Source organism: Alteromonas sp. KC3 (assembly GCF_016756315.1).
Taxonomy (GTDB): Bacteria; Pseudomonadota; Gammaproteobacteria; order Enterobacterales; family Alteromonadaceae; genus Alteromonas.
Genome location: NZ_AP024235.1, coordinates 3884561 through 3901965, shown reverse-complemented (window position 1 = coordinate 3901965; position 17405 = coordinate 3884561). Strand labels below are relative to the sequence as shown.

Here is a 17405-nt window from a genome sequence, read left to right as displayed (position 1 = left end):
GAACAAGGTCCATTAAAAAACTATGGACCTGAAGGCTTAACGGTCGTTAGAGATACAACTGTTTCTCTTGAACGTATCGTTTTTCACATTCTATCTGCAGTTGATAGTTATTGCGACAACGACTCTGTTAACAATGAATGAATCGCTTTTTACCGAGAACAGTTATTCGGCATGGCTTTGACTGCCAGTCATTGTTGAAACAACTGAGCACTTCAAAGCAATGGTCAATGGACTTTTACTTAAGGTGGATGGAAAATTAAACAATACCCGCCGCTGTATCTCTAAGTGGTTGCCTTATACGATACTCTAAAAATGGATACCAACGAATTTACCGAAGAAGAAACAAGTTTGTTTCTAAAATAAGATGTCGAAAAAGTAGTAGTAAAACACATTCAAGATATATCGACCGACCCAAACTTTTTCGGTTTACTGATAAGTTAATTAGGTATGCCGTACATTTTTATTGAAAAAACGGAAACTCATAATGTTCAAAGCATTTAAAAAAAGCTCTGCGTTTAAGCGAAACGTTACTAAGAAGCAAATAGAGCTTATAAAGCGCTCAAACCTCTTTGATACCTCATGGTATTTAAGCGAAAACCCAGATGTCGAAATTGCTGGTATGGATCCAATCGAACATTACCTTCTTAACGGTGCGATTGAAGGTCGCAATCCAAGTAAAGAGTTCGACTCAAAGTGGTATATTGAATATTACAAAGATGTTATGGAGTCGGGTATTAACCCGCTTCTACATTATATTGAGCATGGGAAAACGGAGGGTAGGCTGCCTCTACCTTCTTTGTTAAGCTCTTCCAAAAAGAATGTTTCTAGATACGAAGTAGCCTCTAGTGTTGTTGGAGATCTAAGTAAAAAATTGTGGGGTGGGTTTAGTAAGTACGCTTCGACAGAGTTAGCAAGCGTTTCCGATGACTCTAAAACAAAAGTAAAAGACCGAGTTGCTGCCATATATGCACTAGCTCGATGGTATGCTACGAATAATAATTGGTCTAGTACAATCGAAAACTTAAGAAAGATTCGTAAACTGGACATAAGAGCTTACCGTTCAAAACGTACAAAGCTACTGTTAGTGGAGGCATTACATAAGCTTGGTAAGTACGAAGAGGCTGCTAACTTTATAAAACCATCTCTAGAAAATAGATTTGACAGTGACTTTGTCTGTGCTTTATCGAACCAACCATTGCCAGCAGAACAAAGGCTTTCTTACATCAATGAAATTTACAATTATTACTCAATAGCTCCACTTAGCTTTGATGATACTAACAAAGGCATGAGTTTCGGTAATCTGAAAGCAGAGAAAAGTTATATACCAATTAGCAATGGGCCCAAAGTCAGTATTCTGGTGCCGGTATATAATGCAGAGAACTACATCAAGGTTGCTATTAATTCGTTGTTGGAACAAAGCTGGTCGAATATAGAAGTTATTGCCGTTGATGATTGTAGTAAAGATCGTTCTGTTGAGATATTAAACGAATTGGCAGAAAAAGATACTAGGCTGAAAGTGTTTAAAAACTCTGAAAATTTAGGGGCATACGGCACTAGAAACAAAGCGCTCAGTCTTGCAACAGGTGACTTCATAACTGTTCACGATAGTGATGACTGGTCCCACCCTCAAATGCTTGAAATTCAGCTAGGGGCAATGTTTAGTAATCCGCGATTAAAAGTGACTTGCTCAATGATGGCAAGAGTTATGCCCGATATGCGTTTTATGTTGAGACCACAGAGAAATAACCTAGAATACGTTCATAGAAGTTACCCATCTGTTCTTATAAGAGCAAGCGACTTGAAGGCTTTGGGTGAATGGGATGGTGTTTCTGCGAATGCTGATGATGAATTTGTTCAAAGGGCCAGAATTCTTTGGGGGAAAGATTCTGTTCAAGATATTTTGACCGGTGTTCCTTTGTCATTCTTTTTAGTGCATGAAAATTCACTTACTCAAAATGCTAAAACAAGTTTGAACAGCTTAACTTTCGGAATACGTCATGAATATTCTAGACAAGCCAATTATTGGAAAGAATATAAGGTCGAACAGTATAGCGAAACTATTGTCACAGAAAGAACCAGCTTAAAGAAACCGTTCCCGATACCCGCTGGTTTAGCGCCAAATAATTGGCCGATAAACAATCATTATGATCTAGTCATAATCTCTGATCTAAGCCTACTTGGTGGTACAAGAAGGTGTAATGAAGGTTATATAGCAGCAGCTTTAGAGTCAGGTCTCAGAGTGGGTCTTTTCCATTGGCCAAGGTACGATTTAAAGCTTGCCGATATCGCACATGAATATACAGAGCTCACTTATAAAGACAATGTTGATATGCTTGTTCATGAAGACGAAGTGTCTGCAGATTTAGTTATCATACATCACCCGCCCATACTAAAGTACGAAATTGATGCTGTTCCCAAAATTCGATGTGAAAAGCTTGGAATATTAATCAATCAATCTCCAATGCAGTTATGGAGCCAGGAGCCCCATTATTACAACGAGGATGAAGTTAACCAACTATGTATTAAGTTATTCAATACAAAGCCTATTTGGATTCCAATTTCACCCATTGTAGATAGAACTATGAAAATGGCTGGTGGTGGACACGAGCTTCATGACGAAGTTTGGTACCCGCCGTATTCCAAAAGTCTAGTTGACAAAGTTCCTGAGCTTCCTGAAAACTTTGGAGGTGAAAGGAAAATAATTTTGGGGCGCCATAGCCGTGATCATTGGACAAAATGGCCGTCGCAACCAAAGCAATTACTTGCAGCTTATTGTGCAAACAGTAAGCAGATAGATGTAAAACTTTTGGGTGGCGCTAAAACTCCGAAAAAGATGTTAAGAGCATTACCTAATAACTGGTCTGTATTAGAGTTTGACTCTGTAGCAGTTGATACTTTCATTAGTGATATAGATTTCTTCTTACACTTTACTCATGAAGACTACATAGAAGAATTTGGCAGAAATGTAATGGAAGCGATGGCGCATGGGCGCGTTGTTCTTTTGCCTCACAGTTATGAAGTGATTTTTGGCGATGCGGCTCTTTACTGCCTAGAGAAAGACGTGGAAAACATGGTTTTAGAAATGTGGAGCAGCGCTGAAAAGTACAGGGCGCAGGCTGAAAAAGGTTATAACTTTGTAGTCAATAATTGCAGTCAAGAGAAAGTTGCAAAAAATATAGCTGGGCTATTAAGTAGGAACGTAAAGTAGTTAATGAGCTTCAATAAAGATTCTATCTCGGAATTATTTGTATCCGATAATTTGTTTTACAGGAAAGTGTTAGCTATACGGCTTTTCGAAAAAGGATATGTCGAATCGGTAGAGAATACAGTTTCGTTTATTTTAACTAGAAGAAGCGATGATTGCGTTAAGTTTGGAAGCTATAAATGTTCTAAAAAACAAGGGTGTCTAGACGATAAGCGAGCAATAGAACGTTACAGGGATACTTTGGAACCCATGAAAAGATCGGGTGTCTATGGCGCTGATGTTTTGTCAAAAGACCTATTACTAAATGCATAAGCAAAACCAGTCATTTTACGTAGATAAAAAGTGGTATCTTGAAACTTACCCGGATGTTGCCGCAGCGGGTATTGATCCTATTGTCCACTTTGAAAAGCATGGTCGGCGAGAGGGAAGAATGCCCTGTGAGTTACCTTCACTTTCTCTCGAGCGCGATTTATGGGCAAATGCTTTAGACGGTAAAGAAAATGAAAAATTTCTAGTTAAGTTAATTGAGTTTTCTAAAGCTGCTGAATTTAATAGTGTCTACGCTCAAAAGGTATTAACGGAATATTTTTTATTTCGTTCAGAGTACACTAAAGCACTACAATTCTCAGAAAAAGTTCTTTCCAACATGGATGTGGCGTCCAAGTTGTTTGACTCTACATCGCTCTTTTTACTGTGTTTCGAGACACAGCTCAAAAGAGAACAGATAAAGTCGGCTAGCCAACTTATAGAGCACCCCTTATGGCCAGAATCTAACTCTAAATTATTAGCCAGACAGATGTTAGTTGCTCAAGACGGTAAACTTGCGTATTTAAATTCAATTTATCGTTCTTGTAATTTAGCGACGCTTGAGTCAACCAACGGAAAAATTAATATAGATCGCCTTATTTCGAAAGAACTGCAAGTGCCGTTTCTTCGGCGCATTCTTCAGACTTTTTCCCGAAAAAAGGTGTCCGTAATTGTCCCAGTATTCAATGCTGAAAATACCATTAAGACAGCAATAGATTCTTTGTTAAAACAAAGCTGGAAAAATATTGAGATAATTGTGATTGACGATTGTTCAACGGACAATACTGTAAAAGTGATGGAAGAATATAGCGAAGAACCAAATCTTTTCGTCTATCAAAATCATGAAAATAAAGGGGCTTACCCTACCAGAAATAGAGGTGTAGTTTTAGCAACCGGAGACCTTGTAACGGTTATGGATGCGGATGACTGGGCACACCCAGAAAAAATTGAGCAGCAAGTTTTACCGTTTTTATTCAAACGTAAAACTAAGGCTACGGTTTCCCACTGGGTTCGATGCACTAAAGATTTAGCATTCACTAAAATGAGGATAGATGGTTCATGGATCTATAGAAACGTTTCTTCGCTAATGGTCGAAAGAAGTGTTTTTGAGGACATTGGAATATGGGATGAACTAAGAGCAGGTGCAGATACGGAGTTTTACTATAGACTTATTGCAAATTTTGGTAAAAGTAGTGTACACGAGGTTCTTCCAGACGTCCCTTTATCTTTTGGAAGGGTTGTAGAAACCTCATTAACACAAAGTTCAGCTACTCATTTAGTAACGCAGTTCGGTGGCGCAAGACAAGAACATTTGGCCTTTGCCCAAACGTGGCACAGAAATGCATCCATTCCAATAAAATTTGATTCCGAAAAAAGTCCGTTTCCTGTGCCTTATGAGCTTTGCCCTAAAAAAGGAGCGAGATCACTGCGCAATGACGACTTGCATCGGTGGAATCGGGCTTTTGACAATCGCTGGTATTTAAGCAGTTACTCAAATGTCAACAAGATGGGGGGGAGTATTTACGACCATTACCTGTCATTAGGAGAGAGTTTGGACTTGTCTCCAAATCCATTATTTGTTCCCAGCGCTTACCGGTTGAAATTTCAGCTACGAAATCAAGGCTCTCCAACATGGCACGCGTTGAAAAGCTCTTGGTCTTTCGAGCACCCAGTAACTCTGGATGGCGACTCAAAAAACTCTCAAAGGGAAATTGCATTGTTTGCACACAGTGTGTCCCAAGATATTTTTGGTGCAGAAAAAAGTTTCTTGGATATAGCAGAGGCATTATCGGAAAGCGGGTGTTGTCTACATATTTTTCTTCCCAACGCTTTGAATGAAAGTTATATAAGTGAACTAAAACGGTTCGCTGTTAGACTAATCTTTATCCCCCTAATTTGGTTTAGCAAAGGAAGAGACGCCAGCGCTATGCAGGTGGAATATCTCAGCAACTATTTTGAGCAAAGTCGCATAGAGCTTGTATATGTTAATACTATCATGCTTTTAGAGCCCTATTGTGCAGCTGCCAAAGCAAATGTAAAAACGATTACACACGTCAGGGAGCTGCCGGAGTTTGACGAGCATATCCGGAATGTTCTTGGTGAAGACGAAGAAGAAACTCGCGAACGCATATGTAGGCTTTCTACTCACTTAGTCGCTAATTCTAACGTTACTGCCGAGTGGCTAGACGCAAAAGATAAATGCACTACTGTTTATAATGTTGTAAATGTTTCAACAGTAACCTCTGCTATCGAGACATCTAAACCGTTAAAAGTTTGCATGTTAAGTAGTAACTTGCCTAAAAAAGGTGTCGAAGATTTCTTTGAAATAGCCAGCAGATGCGTAGACAGCAAAATAACCTTCTCGCTTTATGGTCCTGTTACCTCAGAAGTTGAAGCAGCGAGTAGGCGTTTCCCCTCTGATAACGTAAAGATACGTGGATATACAGACAAAGTGGGTACTGAAATTTTGAATAATGATATTGTACTTAGTTTGTCGTCTTTTAAAGAGTCATTTGGCAGAACCGTTGCAGAGGCAATGATCCACAAGCGAGTGGTTGTTGGTTACCGGTGGGGGGCTGTCGAAGAGCTCGTAGATGAGTCAAGTGGGATTCTTGTGCCATTTAAAAATTTCGAGCAAATCGCAGAAATCTTGCAAGAGTTGTCTGCAGAAAAAATAAAGCTGCTTCCTTTTGCGGAGAATGCTAAGAGGCGAGCTGATTTTCTGTTTTCTCGCGGATCTTTTAATAGCTCAATAAAGGCAATTGTCGAGAAAACTTTACTGCAGTAGAAGTAGATGTTTTTATTTGCATACTCTTTCATCTATTGAATTACTATATTAATTCCCTTAACTGCTATTAGAGACTGATGTGGTCATAGTTTAGATAGTGATTCTGCGCCAACTATATAAGAGTAACATTATCATTGGAGTTAAATATTTGAAGGTAGTCTCTGCGTTTAATATCAGCAGGTTTTATATTGTAATGTCAATTAATTTAGCAAGTTAGTAAGTTATGTCTTATCGGATACATCCACTTTGGAGAGTCGAGCGATTGATATCGCCCACAATGTACTCGCAAAGTTTTCCTCACAATAATGTGACTTTTCTTTCTCATCACATACCCAAAACGGCGGGAAGTTCATTGAGAGTTGCTTTCGAACAGTCTTTAGGAAGCAGAGTAGTCTATGGTATTTATGAAAATACAGGCGCATTTGAAATGTCCGTTGGGAAAGAGATTTGGTTACCAGCCAAAGCCAAAATACTACATGGGCATTTTAAACCTCACAGTAACCACGAACGGATATTCCCTTTTGCGAAAAAAACTGTATGGGTGCGCGATCCTCTAGAGCGATTATGGTCGCTAGTTGGTCATCTCATGTCATTGGGAGTAAGACACCCCCAATATAATCTATTGAAATCAGCGTTACCAAAGACTAACTTTGACTCTCAAACGAGTATCGTTCACGACCTTGTCACTGAAGACGCAGTAAAGGTATTTACTCATGCCTATAGTAATTTCTTTAGAGCTGTGCCTGTTACTGATTTTGCATTTGTGGGGTCCAAGCATCAATATGAAAAAGCATTACGCAATCTTTCTGAGTTGATGAATTTAAAATTAGAAATTAAACAAGTTAATAGAAGAAATGCTTACGGTCATACAATACCTACTAGCATTCGTCGTCTCGAATCCTATCTTTGGCAAGAGTATGAAATAGTTGGAGACTATCTGTAATGTGTTATAGAAAGGAACTGTAGTGGCAGTTTATTCAATCAGTATTCAAAGAGTTAGCGCAGACGATGAAAGACAGTTTCGCTGGCACTTAGACTTTCCTGTACAGGGGCAAACTATTGATGGCTCTCTCTTAATTCATGAAGGGTTGCTATTTCAAGGTTGGTTTTTAAACGAGAGTGACTCAGCTATATCACTGGTGGTGCTAAACGGTAGTGATGTTATTCCTTTAAACTTATCTCGTGCTAGGCCTGATGTTATTTCTAAAATCTTAGAGGAGTCTCCCGAAGATCATCCTAAGCTCTATTGTGGCTTCTCTCAGCAGATCGAACTTAAGCATTCTTCTTTTTCTATTGGTGTTATCAAAGAAGGTCGATTCATTCAAGTTTTAACCGGTGCAATAGAGGGTAGGTTTCAGATACTTAAGGGGAAAAATGGATGGCTATTTCTAGATAACGACACAAATAAAAGTATTGAACAGCATACTGGAAAGTTTGGGTTGTCGCGTACGGCAAAGGCAGAATGGAAAGAGTATTTGGGCTCTTTAACTAATTATTCACTCTCAAAAAAAATGCCCGTTTGTTTACTTGTTGCACCTTCAAAGGAGATGGTATACCAACAATATTATCCGTATGAGTTTTCCAAAAAAGCACCCATTAACAAACTTGTTGAACTAATACCCGATGCTCTTAACTTTATACTGCCCATACAAGAACTTCGAGATCTTGACCGTCGGTCATTTAGAGTTTGTGATACTCACTGGACGGTTCATGGAGCAAGGCTTGCATCACAACTTGTCTCAAGTAAGCTATCACATAGAGATGTTAGTCAACTCGATATTTTTCATACTGATAAGTATCAAAAGAAAAGGTCAAGTGGTGATTTGGGTTCAAAACTTTTCCCTCCGCACCTACATCATGAAGATAGGCTTATTAGCTTTAGTTATCGAGACAAGGTGGTGTATGACAATAATATAAATAATTTTGGCAGAATTATTTGTATGTTTAACCAAGATGCATTACTCAATGAAAAGCTCTTAATATTTGGGTCATCTTCGTCTTACACCATGTTTGATTATTTGACACGTTTGTACACAAGTATCGTGTTCGTTCATACTGCTGGTAATCTTGACCACAAAGTAATCGAAGCTGTCAGACCTGACTGTTTATGCTTGCAAACTAACGCTCGGTTTGTAGTCAAAGCTCCTAAATTTGAAGATTCGACCCTTGCGTATATAAGAGCGAAGAAAAAAATGGGCAAGTTAAAACCTCCAACTATCGCGGTGACGCCTCCAGAACATAGCGTATCTTATATAGAATTCTTCAACGAAATGATACGTTAAACTTTTTTCTTCACTTTATCAGTTCAACGAAGTTTTGAAATGAACAAACATTAAGAGTTTGAGTGTTATAAACCCGCTGTGTAGCTTCTAATAAAGGTACTTTTTGAGACAACGCTTAAATGTTTGTTAATGAGTTGGGCTGAAAGATCGGTATCTATCCCTGACTCAGATTAAAAAATGAAAAGTGCTTGTTTGATAGGGCTCGGCGCAGACTAGCTCTTATAGTAAGGCAATTTGCTATAGAGCGTTTAACTTGTGTGATATTAGATACAGTTGATAAAACTGCGTTTTTTTCAAGTCAGTAACAAATAGCTTTGCAGAGATAATACGAAATTATCAACGAGGGAAAATATGAAACGGAAGGGGATAATACTAGCAGGTGGATCAGGCACTCGCTTGCATCCATTAACAAAGGTGGTCAGTAAGCAGCTAATGCCTGTTTACGACAAACCAATGATTTTTTATCCATTAACAACCTTAATGATGTCGGGTATTCGTGATGTACTCATTATTACAACACCTGAAGAACAGCAACGGTTTATCGACCTCATCGGTGATGGTTCGGCGTTAGGAATGAATATTCAATACGCGGTTCAACCTTCACCCGATGGTTTGGCCCAGGCTTTCTTAATTGGCGAAGACTTCATCGGAAATGATAGCTGTTCACTTGTTCTTGGCGACAACATTTATTACGGCCACGACTTAAGGGTGTCTTTGCAGAGTGCGTTTAAACAACAGCATGGTGCAACTGTGTTTGGTTATCACGTTAACGACCCCCAGCGCTATGGCGTGGTAGAGTTTGACGATAACTGGAATGCACTTTCCATAGAAGAAAAGCCGGCAGTTCCTAAATCTAACTATGCGGTAACAGGCTTGTATTATTATGATAATCGTGTAGTAGATTTTGCTAAAGAAGTGAAACCCTCGTCGCGATGTGAACTTGAAATTACCGACCTGAACAACTTGTATCTCAAAGACGGGAGCTTAAAGGTTGAGCTAATGGGGCGAGGTTCTGCGTGGCTTGATACAGGTACTATAGATTCACTTTTAGACGCTGCTAATTTTGTTGCTGCTATAGAAAAACGGCAAGGTTTAAAGGTATGTTGCCCTGAAGAAGTTGCTTTCAGAATGGGGTATATCAACGCTGAGCAGCTAGAAAAGCTGGCAGCTCCTTTAAAGAAAAGTGGTTATGGCGATTATCTATTGAAAGTACTCAAGGACAGAGTAAAGATTTAAACAAAGTTCAAATTTAAAAAGGTGGCATTGCCACCTTTCTTCTTATCTCAAATTGCCAATTCTTACGGAAAGTAAATGCAAGTAGTAAAAACAGATATTCCTGACGTTAAAATCATCGAGCCCAAAGTATTTGGCGATGAGCGCGGTTTTTTTCTAGAAACCTTCCGCACTGATTGGTTTAAAAAAGAGTGTGCGGATGTAGATTTTGTTCAAGATAACCACTCTAAATCTAGTCAAGGCATTCTTCGCGGCCTTCATTATCAAATGGAACAGACTCAAGGTAAATTGGTTCGAGTGGTAAGCGGTGAAGTGTATGATGTCGCCGTAGATATGAGAAAGAACTCACCTACCTTTGGAAAGTGGGTAGGGTTAGTACTTTCTGCCGAAAATAAACGTCAGCTTTGGGTGCCAGCAGGGTTTGCTCATGGATTTTACGTAACTAGTGAATCAGCAGAGTTTGTGTATAAGTGCACAGATTACTACCACCCAGCGTCTGAAGTTTCGGTTAAGTATGACGACCCTACGTTGAATATCGACTGGCCTTTGGTGAATGGCAAGAAGCCATCTTTATCAGGTAAAGATGAGGCGGGTTTGGCATTTTTAGACGCACCCACGTTTTAATTGTTATCAGGGTTTTTACTGGCTTTTTATTGGCTTTTATTGAGTATTAGCGATTAATGAATATTGTAATAATAGGTAAGTCTGGGCAGTTAGCGTTTGAGCTTTCTCGGGAGCTAGAAAACAGTGAGCATCACGTCACTTTTTTAGGGCGTGACGATATTGATATTACGAGAAGTGATAGTATTGAAACTATTTTAACGCCTTTGTCAGTTGATATGTTGATTAATGCGTCAGCGTACACGGCTGTTGATAAAGCTGAAGAAGACACTGAAGCGTGCAATGCCATTAATGCCATTGCCGTTAGGAATTTGGCGGCTTTTTGTAAAGCACATAGCGCTTTTATGGTGCATGTGTCGACCGACTATGTGTTTAACGGTCACAAAGGTTCGCCTTATTTGACAGATGACCCTATTGAACCTCACGGTGCGTACGGCAAATCAAAAGCTGAAGGTGAAAAAGTCTTGCTTGAAGTATTACCCAAAGCGAGCTGTTTAATTCGTACCGCTTGGGTATATTCATCTCATGGCAATAATTTTGTGAAAACCATGCTGCGTTTAATGGCTGATAAACCTCAGCTAGCAGTAATAGATGATCAAATTGGTACACCAACATGGGCCAAAGGTTTGGCTGAAGTTTGCGTTTCTGCTGCTCTAAATAAAACGGTAGGTGTTTACCACTGGACTGATGAAGGCGTAGCAAGCTGGTACGACTTTGCATTAGCGATTCAAGAGCTTGGTATTGAGAAAGGATTGCTTAAAAAAGAAATTCCAGTGTCACCTATTCCTTCTAGCCAATACCCAACGCCAGCGAAGCGCCCACACTACAGCGTACTGGATAAGCAAACTTCGAGAGAAATATTCACTTCGTGCAAGCCTACACACTGGCGACAGCAGTTGGCAAATATGCTTGATGAGTTAAAAGCGTAAACAGAATTATATTTTGGTAACAGGCAATGAGTAAAACAATTTTAGTAACAGGTGGCGCAGGTTTCATTGGCTCTGCAGTTGTTCGCCATCTAATTGACGACACCGATCACACAGTGGTTAATTTAGATAAACTAACTTACGCGGGTAATCTAGAGTCACTAACGTCAGTGTCGAACAGCGACCGCTATAGCTTTGAACAGGTTGATATTTGTGATGCTGAAGAAGTAAAGCGTGTATTTAATACGCATCAGCCCGATATTATTATGCATTTGGCGGCAGAGTCGCATGTAGACCGTTCAATCGATGGCCCCGGTGAGTTTATTCAAACAAACGTAGTGGGCACTTACACCTTACTTGAGCAAGCAAGAGCGTTTTGGTCTGCACTTGAGGGCGATAAGAAAGCAGGGTTTAAGTTTCATCATATTTCCACTGATGAAGTGTACGGCGATCTTCCTCACCCAGATGAAGTTGAGCCAGGAACAGAGCTTCCACTCTTTACAGAAACAACACCATACGCGCCAAGTTCGCCTTATTCTGCAAGTAAAGCAAGTTCAGATCAGCTTGTGCGTTCGTGGCTGCGTACTTATAAGTTACCCACTTTAGTAACGAACTGTTCGAACAATTATGGCCCTTTCCACTTTCCAGAAAAGCTTATTCCACTGGTAATCTTGAATGCGCTAGCCGGCAAGCAGTTACCTGTCTACGGCAAAGGAAACCAGATTCGTGATTGGCTATATGTTGAAGATCATGCACGTGCATTAGTAGTGGTTGCCTTAAATGGTGAAATTGGTGAAACCTACAACATTGGCGGGCACAACGAAAAGCAGAATATCGAAGTGGTGCAAACTATTTGCTCAATTTTGGATGAAGTTAAGCCGAAAGATAGCAAGTACGCCGAGCAAATTACTTATGTGCAAGACCGACCTGGACACGACATGCGCTATGCCATTGATGCTAGCAAAATAGAGCGTGAATTGGGCTGGAAACCACAAGAAACCTTCGAAAGTGGTATTCGCAAAACTGTTGAATGGTATTTGGCGAACGAAGGCTGGTGGAAAGCAGTATTAGATGGAAGCTATCAAGGTGAACGCTTAGGCACCGGAAATTAACGTTTAATATTGTTTCAATGATACACTAAAGCCACCGCCTGTTAGCGGTGGTTTTTTTGCTAATCAATCAAAACGGCTTTAATGAAAAAAATTATTATGCGCGCAGTTCGAGCTGCGCTCCAATTAGTTCCAAAGAACTTAAAAGAAAAGCTCAAACAAAGCGAGCGCTTAACTGGTTTGTATATAAAGTCGATAAGACAAGCTGGATTGTTTTATGATGCACCTACGCCAAAGCAAACACAGGCACTTTATAGTCAGTGGCTTTCGCATCATCAAAACATATTCAAAGACACTTGCGATGCACGTGAGCCTTGGCAGGCCGTTATCTTTTCAAACGGTATAAGCGCTAACGACACCATTGCAAGTGTAGAAGCCCACGGAGCAACGTGTTGGCTTGTTTTTGATAAAGACAATGGTAGTTTAACTGACACCTTCAAAAAACTAGACCCGCACGTTCCAACTTTAATGCTTAACAGCGGCGATACAGTGGTTGATAATGCAGTTAACTATATGCTCAAGCGTATACATGACTCTGATATCGTTTATTGTGATACCGATACTATAAATGAAAACGGCGAAAGAGCAGAACCCCGTTTTTTACCAAGCTGGAACCCCGAGTTGTTGTACTCAACTGCTTACATAAAAACAGGTGTGTTTATTAACGCCGCACTTCTTAAGCGCCTTAATAACGCGACCGTAAATTCCATTCCAGGGGTATTGGCTAGTTTAGCGCTTTCAAAAAATGCGATTAAGGTCGCCCATGTTCCTTTTCCCTTTGTACACGCATCGGCTTTAATAGACGAGATTCAGCAGTTAGAGGAAGTGGGGCAGTGTATTAACTGTAAACCAAATGTTCGTGCTGAAACTGATAGAGAGCGTAAATTAAACAAAGTGCTTTGGAAAAGTACCAATCCATTGGTTAGCCTCATAATACCAACTAAAAATGGCAAGGCATTGGTAAAAGCATGTATTGAATCTATTTTGGAGAAAACGACCTATCCCAACTACGAGATATTATTGATTGATAATGGTTCAGATGAAGAGGAAAGTATCGAGTATTTCAAGTACCTTGATACACTTGAAAAAGTAACAGTATTAGAATATCCGGCACCCTTTAATTATTCTGCTATCAATAATTTCGGTGTTAAACATGCCAACGGTAGTATACTAGGCCTCATAAATAACGATATAGAAGTGATATCACCTGATTGGCTTACCTACATGGTAGGTCAGGCTGAACGCGAGTCTATTGGTTGTGTTGGTGCAAAGTTGCTTTATTCTGACACACGAATCCAACATGCTGGTGTAGTTTTAGGTTATGGTGGTGGTGCTGGTCATGCACATAAAAATTTCCCTCGCTTCCATTCTGGCTATCTCAATCGAATTAACGCCACAAGCAACTACAGTTCCGTAACCGCAGCTTGCTTGCTTGTTAAAAAGCCTTTGTTTGATGAGGTTGGAGGGCTTAATGAACAAGATCTTTCCGTAGCCTTCAATGACGTTGATTTTTGTTTGAAGGTGAAAGAGCTTGGCGTGCAAAACGTTTACTGTGCTGAAGCTGAACTGTTCCACCATGAGTCTGTCAGCCGAGGTTTAGATATTTCGCCGGAAAAAGCAGCTCGCTTTAATAGAGAGCTTGAATATCTTAGAAATACTTGGGCAAACTATATAGCCAATGACCCTGCATATAGCCCGAATTTAACGCTCAAACGAGAGAACTTCTCTATTAAGGGTACAGAAGAATTGCTTGCAAGATAGATTAGGCATTATTGATGCATGTTACTTGCAACCGGGACTAATACGAAACGATACGAAATAAACTTAAAGTCATGTCAGCGGTATAATCTGATTACTTTCATCAATATTTAAAGTAAATATGCAAGGCTGGCTGTCGAAATCTAAATTTGAAGAAAATTGGAGTAATTTAAATGGAAAGTACAATGCAGAAGCTAAAAATAGCCGTCGCAGGAACAGGTTATGTTGGGCTTTCAAATGCAGTGCTACTTGCACAACACAATGAAGTGAAAGCTGTTGACCTTGTGGCGGAGAAAGTAGAGCTGCTAAACAGCAAAAAGTCTCCAATTGAAGACAAAGAAATTTCAGAATACTTAGCCACAAAAACGCTAGATCTTGAAGCGACATTAGACGCCGAAGTAGCCTATAAAGATGCCGACTATGTTGTTATTGCAACACCAACGGATTACGACCCACAAACCAATTACTTTAATACAGGAAGTGTAGAAGCGGTTATCAAAACAGTAATGTCAATTAACCCTGATGCAGTGATGATTGTTAAATCTACCGTACCAGTTGGTTTCACTAAAGACGCAAAAGCGCGCTTTGGCTCTGACAACATTATATTTTCACCAGAGTTTCTTCGTGAAGGTAAAGCCCTTTACGATAACCTTCATCCTAGCCGCATTATTGTGGGCGAGAAAAGTGAAAGAGCCGAAGTATTTGCAAAACTGCTTCAACAAGGTGCAATAAAAGAGAGCATTGATGTTCTATTCACCGACAGTACCGAAGCCGAAGCAATTAAGCTTTTCGCTAATACTTACCTCGCCATGCGTGTAGCCTATTTTAACGAGCTGGATAGCTACGCGGAAAGCCACGGTTTAGATTCAAAACAAATAATCGAAGGTGTTGGTCTAGACCCACGAATTGGTAAGCATTACAACAATCCAAGCTTTGGTTACGGCGGTTACTGTCTGCCGAAAGATACTAAACAGCTGTTGGCGAACTACAGCGAAGTGCCTAATAACATGATTCAGGCAATTGTAGATGCTAACCGCACCCGTAAAGACTTTATCGCCGATTCAATAGTAAGTCGTAAACCTAAAATTGTTGGTATATACCGACTAATTATGAAGACAGGTTCCGATAACTTCCGCGCCAGTGCTATTCAAGGCATCATGAAGCGTATTAAAGCAAAAGGGATCGAAGTTGTTGTTTATGAGCCAGTGCTTAAAGAAGATGACTTTTTCAACTCACGCGTAGTGAATGACTTGGAAGAGTTTAAAAAAATATCTGATGTTATTGTTGCCAACCGTGTAACTGGTGATATCGAAGACGTACTAGATAAGGTTTATAGTCGCGACTTGTTTAACGCTGACTAACGCATTGGTGGGTAGAGGGGCCTCTCTACCCACTTTTCTTTGCTTTTACCGTCAAATATTGACGAAAAACTATTCCCAAAATCCCATTTTCAAAATAAAATCCGCGCCAATTCAATCCTCGCTATCGAGCATCATGCTCACTCATTTCTTTTGGCGGGGAAGAAGCATGCTTTTAAATCTTTATAGGTGTCTTTGTAGTTAGTCGCTCAATCAAACGGGAGGCCGGCTGTGAAGGTGGTTTTAGTTTGCTTTTTTAGCGGAGTCATTATGAATAGGCTGCGTGAGCTGTCCAGCCAAGTGATGGATGTTTACCAATTACTTTCTCAAGAGTTCAGTGCTTTCCAAACAAGTCAGTCTTTGCACTGCGTCGAAAAGTGTGGAGCGTGTTGCAATAAGCCAGACATTGAAGTGTCACCTTTAGAGATGTTGCCATATGCTTTACATTTATTTGATACGGGAACGGCTGAGCAAGTATTCGATGAATTAGACAATTACAACGGATTTGCATGTAAGCAGTATCAACGCACTAGCCTAGATGGGAACGAAGGTTATTGTGGTATTTACGAGTATCGACCAAGCATTTGCAGAATGTTTGGCGCGGCTGGGTATGCAACCAAATCAGGCGAAGCCACGCTATCTGTGTGTAAACCTATAAAGCAGGCAGTTCCCGAAAAGTATGCCGCTTCGCTTATAGCCATTCAGACAAACACTCATCAACCACCAATGATAGCGCAAGGACGTCAAAAGCTGGCGCAGTTAGATTATGAGTTGGGTGAAAAACTAATGCCAATCAATGAAGCTCTGCGTTTTGTGCTAGAGAAAATACTTACGGTAAGTTATTACTCTTCTCACATTGATGATGGCGTTGCCGCTTAAGGCGTCTGCAAAATTGTTCTTGCTTCGGCAACAATGGCCTCGCTGATAGTGTAGTCAGCGCGGCTCTTGCCTGTGATTGCATAATATCGCTCGTTTAGCGTATTAGCATTTCCAATACAATGCACGTCATACTGGGCTTCCACATGGGCTGATATTGCCGAAGGTGCGCAAAATACACCAAAGTCTTCACTGCCGAATAGCTTGAGCAGCGCGCTATCATCAAATTCTGCGACGATTTTGGGATAGAGCTGTTCAGTTTCAAGCCAACTGGTAAGTGCCTGTCTTATACCTGAGGTATAGCCTTGAATTAGCAACGGCATTTGATTTAAACATGAGGGGAAACGTTGGTGCTTGGAAAGCGGTGCTTTGGCAAAAAAGCTCAGCGAGCTTTCGCCTAAAAAGTAACTATTGGCATTAACTTGTGTACCAGGGGCAATGCCACGATCAGCGACGATAAAATCTATGGCATTAATTGCCAACTCTTTAAGTAAACCGTCAAAGCTATCTTCTTTTATTACATAGCGCACATTAGCAAATTTTCGCATCGTCGAATGAACGAAATCGTAAAAAAGCACTTTAGGAATACCATTTGTAATACCTATCACGAATTCTTTCGTATTCACTTCGTCGCTATTGTTAAGTATTTCAGCCAGTTGATTACCCTTGTGAAAGATTTCACTGGCATACTGATAACTTACTTTACCTTTAGCATTTAAATAAAGGCGCTTATTTATTCTGTCAAAAAGTGAATACCCGAGTTGATTTTCAAAGGTACTTAACTGGCCACTTACCGTTTGTGGTGTAACGTGAAGTAACTTGGCCGCTTTAGCAATACTGCCTTCACGAGCAACCAAATAAAAATAATATAAGTGGTGATAGTTAAGGTGGTGCATAATAAATAAGCAAATAGAACGTTAAAAAAAGCGTCCCATAGTCCTAA

General features: G+C 40.1%; 12 protein-coding genes. 11 read left to right on the top strand and 1 reads right to left on the bottom strand.

Features of this window, described 5'->3' with window-relative positions:
- Positions 1-484 precede the first annotated feature (484 nt).
- The 11 genes from JN178_RS17205 to JN178_RS17155 all read left to right on the top strand — a co-directional run bounded on the left by JN178_RS17205 (position 485) and on the right by JN178_RS17155 (position 16465).
- Complete coding sequence (locus JN178_RS17205) at positions 485-3208, top strand: glycosyltransferase (protein WP_202262579.1); 2724 nt, start codon at positions 485-487, stop codon at positions 3206-3208.
- A 301-nt stretch (positions 3209-3509) separates the two neighbouring features.
- A complete protein-coding gene (locus tag JN178_RS17200) occupies positions 3510-6299 on the top strand; it encodes a glycosyltransferase (RefSeq protein ID WP_202262578.1) in 2790 nt (929 codons plus the stop codon).
- A gap of 352 nt (positions 6300-6651) precedes the next feature.
- Positions 6652-7242 (top strand): hypothetical protein, encoded by a 591-nt coding sequence (locus JN178_RS17195; protein WP_232369610.1) that lies wholly within the window; start codon positions 6652-6654, stop codon positions 7240-7242.
- Positions 7243-7264: 22 nt separating this feature from the next.
- Positions 7265-8581: an alginate O-acetyltransferase AlgX-related protein gene (locus JN178_RS17190; RefSeq protein ID WP_202262577.1), complete on the top strand. Its 1317-nt coding sequence runs from the start codon at positions 7265-7267 to the stop codon at positions 8579-8581.
- Between the two features lie 351 nt (positions 8582-8932).
- Positions 8933-9817 (top strand): glucose-1-phosphate thymidylyltransferase RfbA, encoded by an 885-nt coding sequence (gene rfbA, locus JN178_RS17185; RefSeq protein WP_202262576.1) that lies wholly within the window; start codon positions 8933-8935, stop codon positions 9815-9817.
- Between the two features lie 75 nt (positions 9818-9892).
- Positions 9893-10438, top strand: a complete 546-nt coding sequence (gene rfbC / locus JN178_RS17180) for a dTDP-4-dehydrorhamnose 3,5-epimerase (protein ID WP_202262575.1) — start codon at positions 9893-9895, stop codon at positions 10436-10438.
- 56 nt (positions 10439-10494) lie between these two features.
- On the top strand, positions 10495-11364 hold the full coding sequence (gene rfbD / locus JN178_RS17175; protein WP_202262574.1) for a dTDP-4-dehydrorhamnose reductase: 870 nt from the start codon (positions 10495-10497) through the stop codon (positions 11362-11364).
- Between the two features lie 26 nt (positions 11365-11390).
- A complete protein-coding gene (rfbB, locus tag JN178_RS17170; RefSeq protein WP_202262573.1) occupies positions 11391-12473 on the top strand; it encodes a dTDP-glucose 4,6-dehydratase in 1083 nt (360 codons plus the stop codon).
- Between the two features lie 81 nt (positions 12474-12554).
- Entirely contained in the window at positions 12555-14231 is a 1677-nt protein-coding gene (locus tag JN178_RS17165) for a glycosyltransferase family 2 protein (RefSeq protein ID WP_202262572.1), read from the top strand.
- Between the two features lie 170 nt (positions 14232-14401).
- A complete protein-coding gene (locus JN178_RS17160) occupies positions 14402-15589 on the top strand; it encodes a nucleotide sugar dehydrogenase (RefSeq protein ID WP_202262571.1) in 1188 nt (395 codons plus the stop codon).
- Positions 15590-15856: 267 nt separating this feature from the next.
- The gene (locus tag JN178_RS17155) at positions 15857-16465 is read left to right on the top strand and encodes a YkgJ family cysteine cluster protein (protein WP_202262570.1); all 609 of its coding nucleotides are present in this window, start codon (positions 15857-15859) and stop codon (positions 16463-16465) included.
- Here the strand turns inward: JN178_RS17155 and JN178_RS17150 are convergent.
- Positions 16462-17358, bottom strand: a complete 897-nt coding sequence (locus JN178_RS17150) for a LysR family transcriptional regulator (RefSeq protein ID WP_202262569.1) — start codon at positions 17356-17358, stop codon at positions 16462-16464. The genes JN178_RS17155 and JN178_RS17150 overlap by 4 nt on opposite strands.
- Positions 17359-17405 lie beyond the last annotated feature (47 nt).

Excerpts from the sequence above, each read along its gene's own strand:
- rfbC (WP_202262575.1), top strand. The coding sequence starts at position 9,893 with ATGCAAGTAGTAAAAACAGATATTCCTGACGTTAAAATCATCGAGCCC.
- JN178_RS17155 (WP_202262570.1), top strand. The coding sequence starts at position 15,857 with ATGAATAGGCTGCGTGAGCTGTCCAGCCAAGTGATGGATGTTTACCAA.
- rfbD (WP_202262574.1), top strand. The coding sequence starts at position 10,495 with ATGAATATTGTAATAATAGGTAAGTCTGGGCAGTTAGCGTTTGAGCTT.
- JN178_RS17150 (WP_202262569.1), bottom strand. The coding sequence starts at position 17,358 with ATGCACCACCTTAACTATCACCACTTATATTATTTTTATTTGGTTGCT.
- JN178_RS17160 (WP_202262571.1), top strand. The coding sequence starts at position 14,402 with ATGGAAAGTACAATGCAGAAGCTAAAAATAGCCGTCGCAGGAACAGGT.
- JN178_RS17165 (WP_202262572.1), top strand. The coding sequence starts at position 12,555 with ATGAAAAAAATTATTATGCGCGCAGTTCGAGCTGCGCTCCAATTAGTT.
- JN178_RS17200 (WP_202262578.1), top strand. The coding sequence starts at position 3,510 with ATGCATAAGCAAAACCAGTCATTTTACGTAGATAAAAAGTGGTATCTT.
- rfbA (WP_202262576.1), top strand. The coding sequence starts at position 8,933 with ATGAAACGGAAGGGGATAATACTAGCAGGTGGATCAGGCACTCGCTTG.
- rfbB (WP_202262573.1), top strand. The coding sequence starts at position 11,391 with ATGAGTAAAACAATTTTAGTAACAGGTGGCGCAGGTTTCATTGGCTCT.
- JN178_RS17205 (WP_202262579.1), top strand. The coding sequence starts at position 485 with ATGTTCAAAGCATTTAAAAAAAGCTCTGCGTTTAAGCGAAACGTTACT.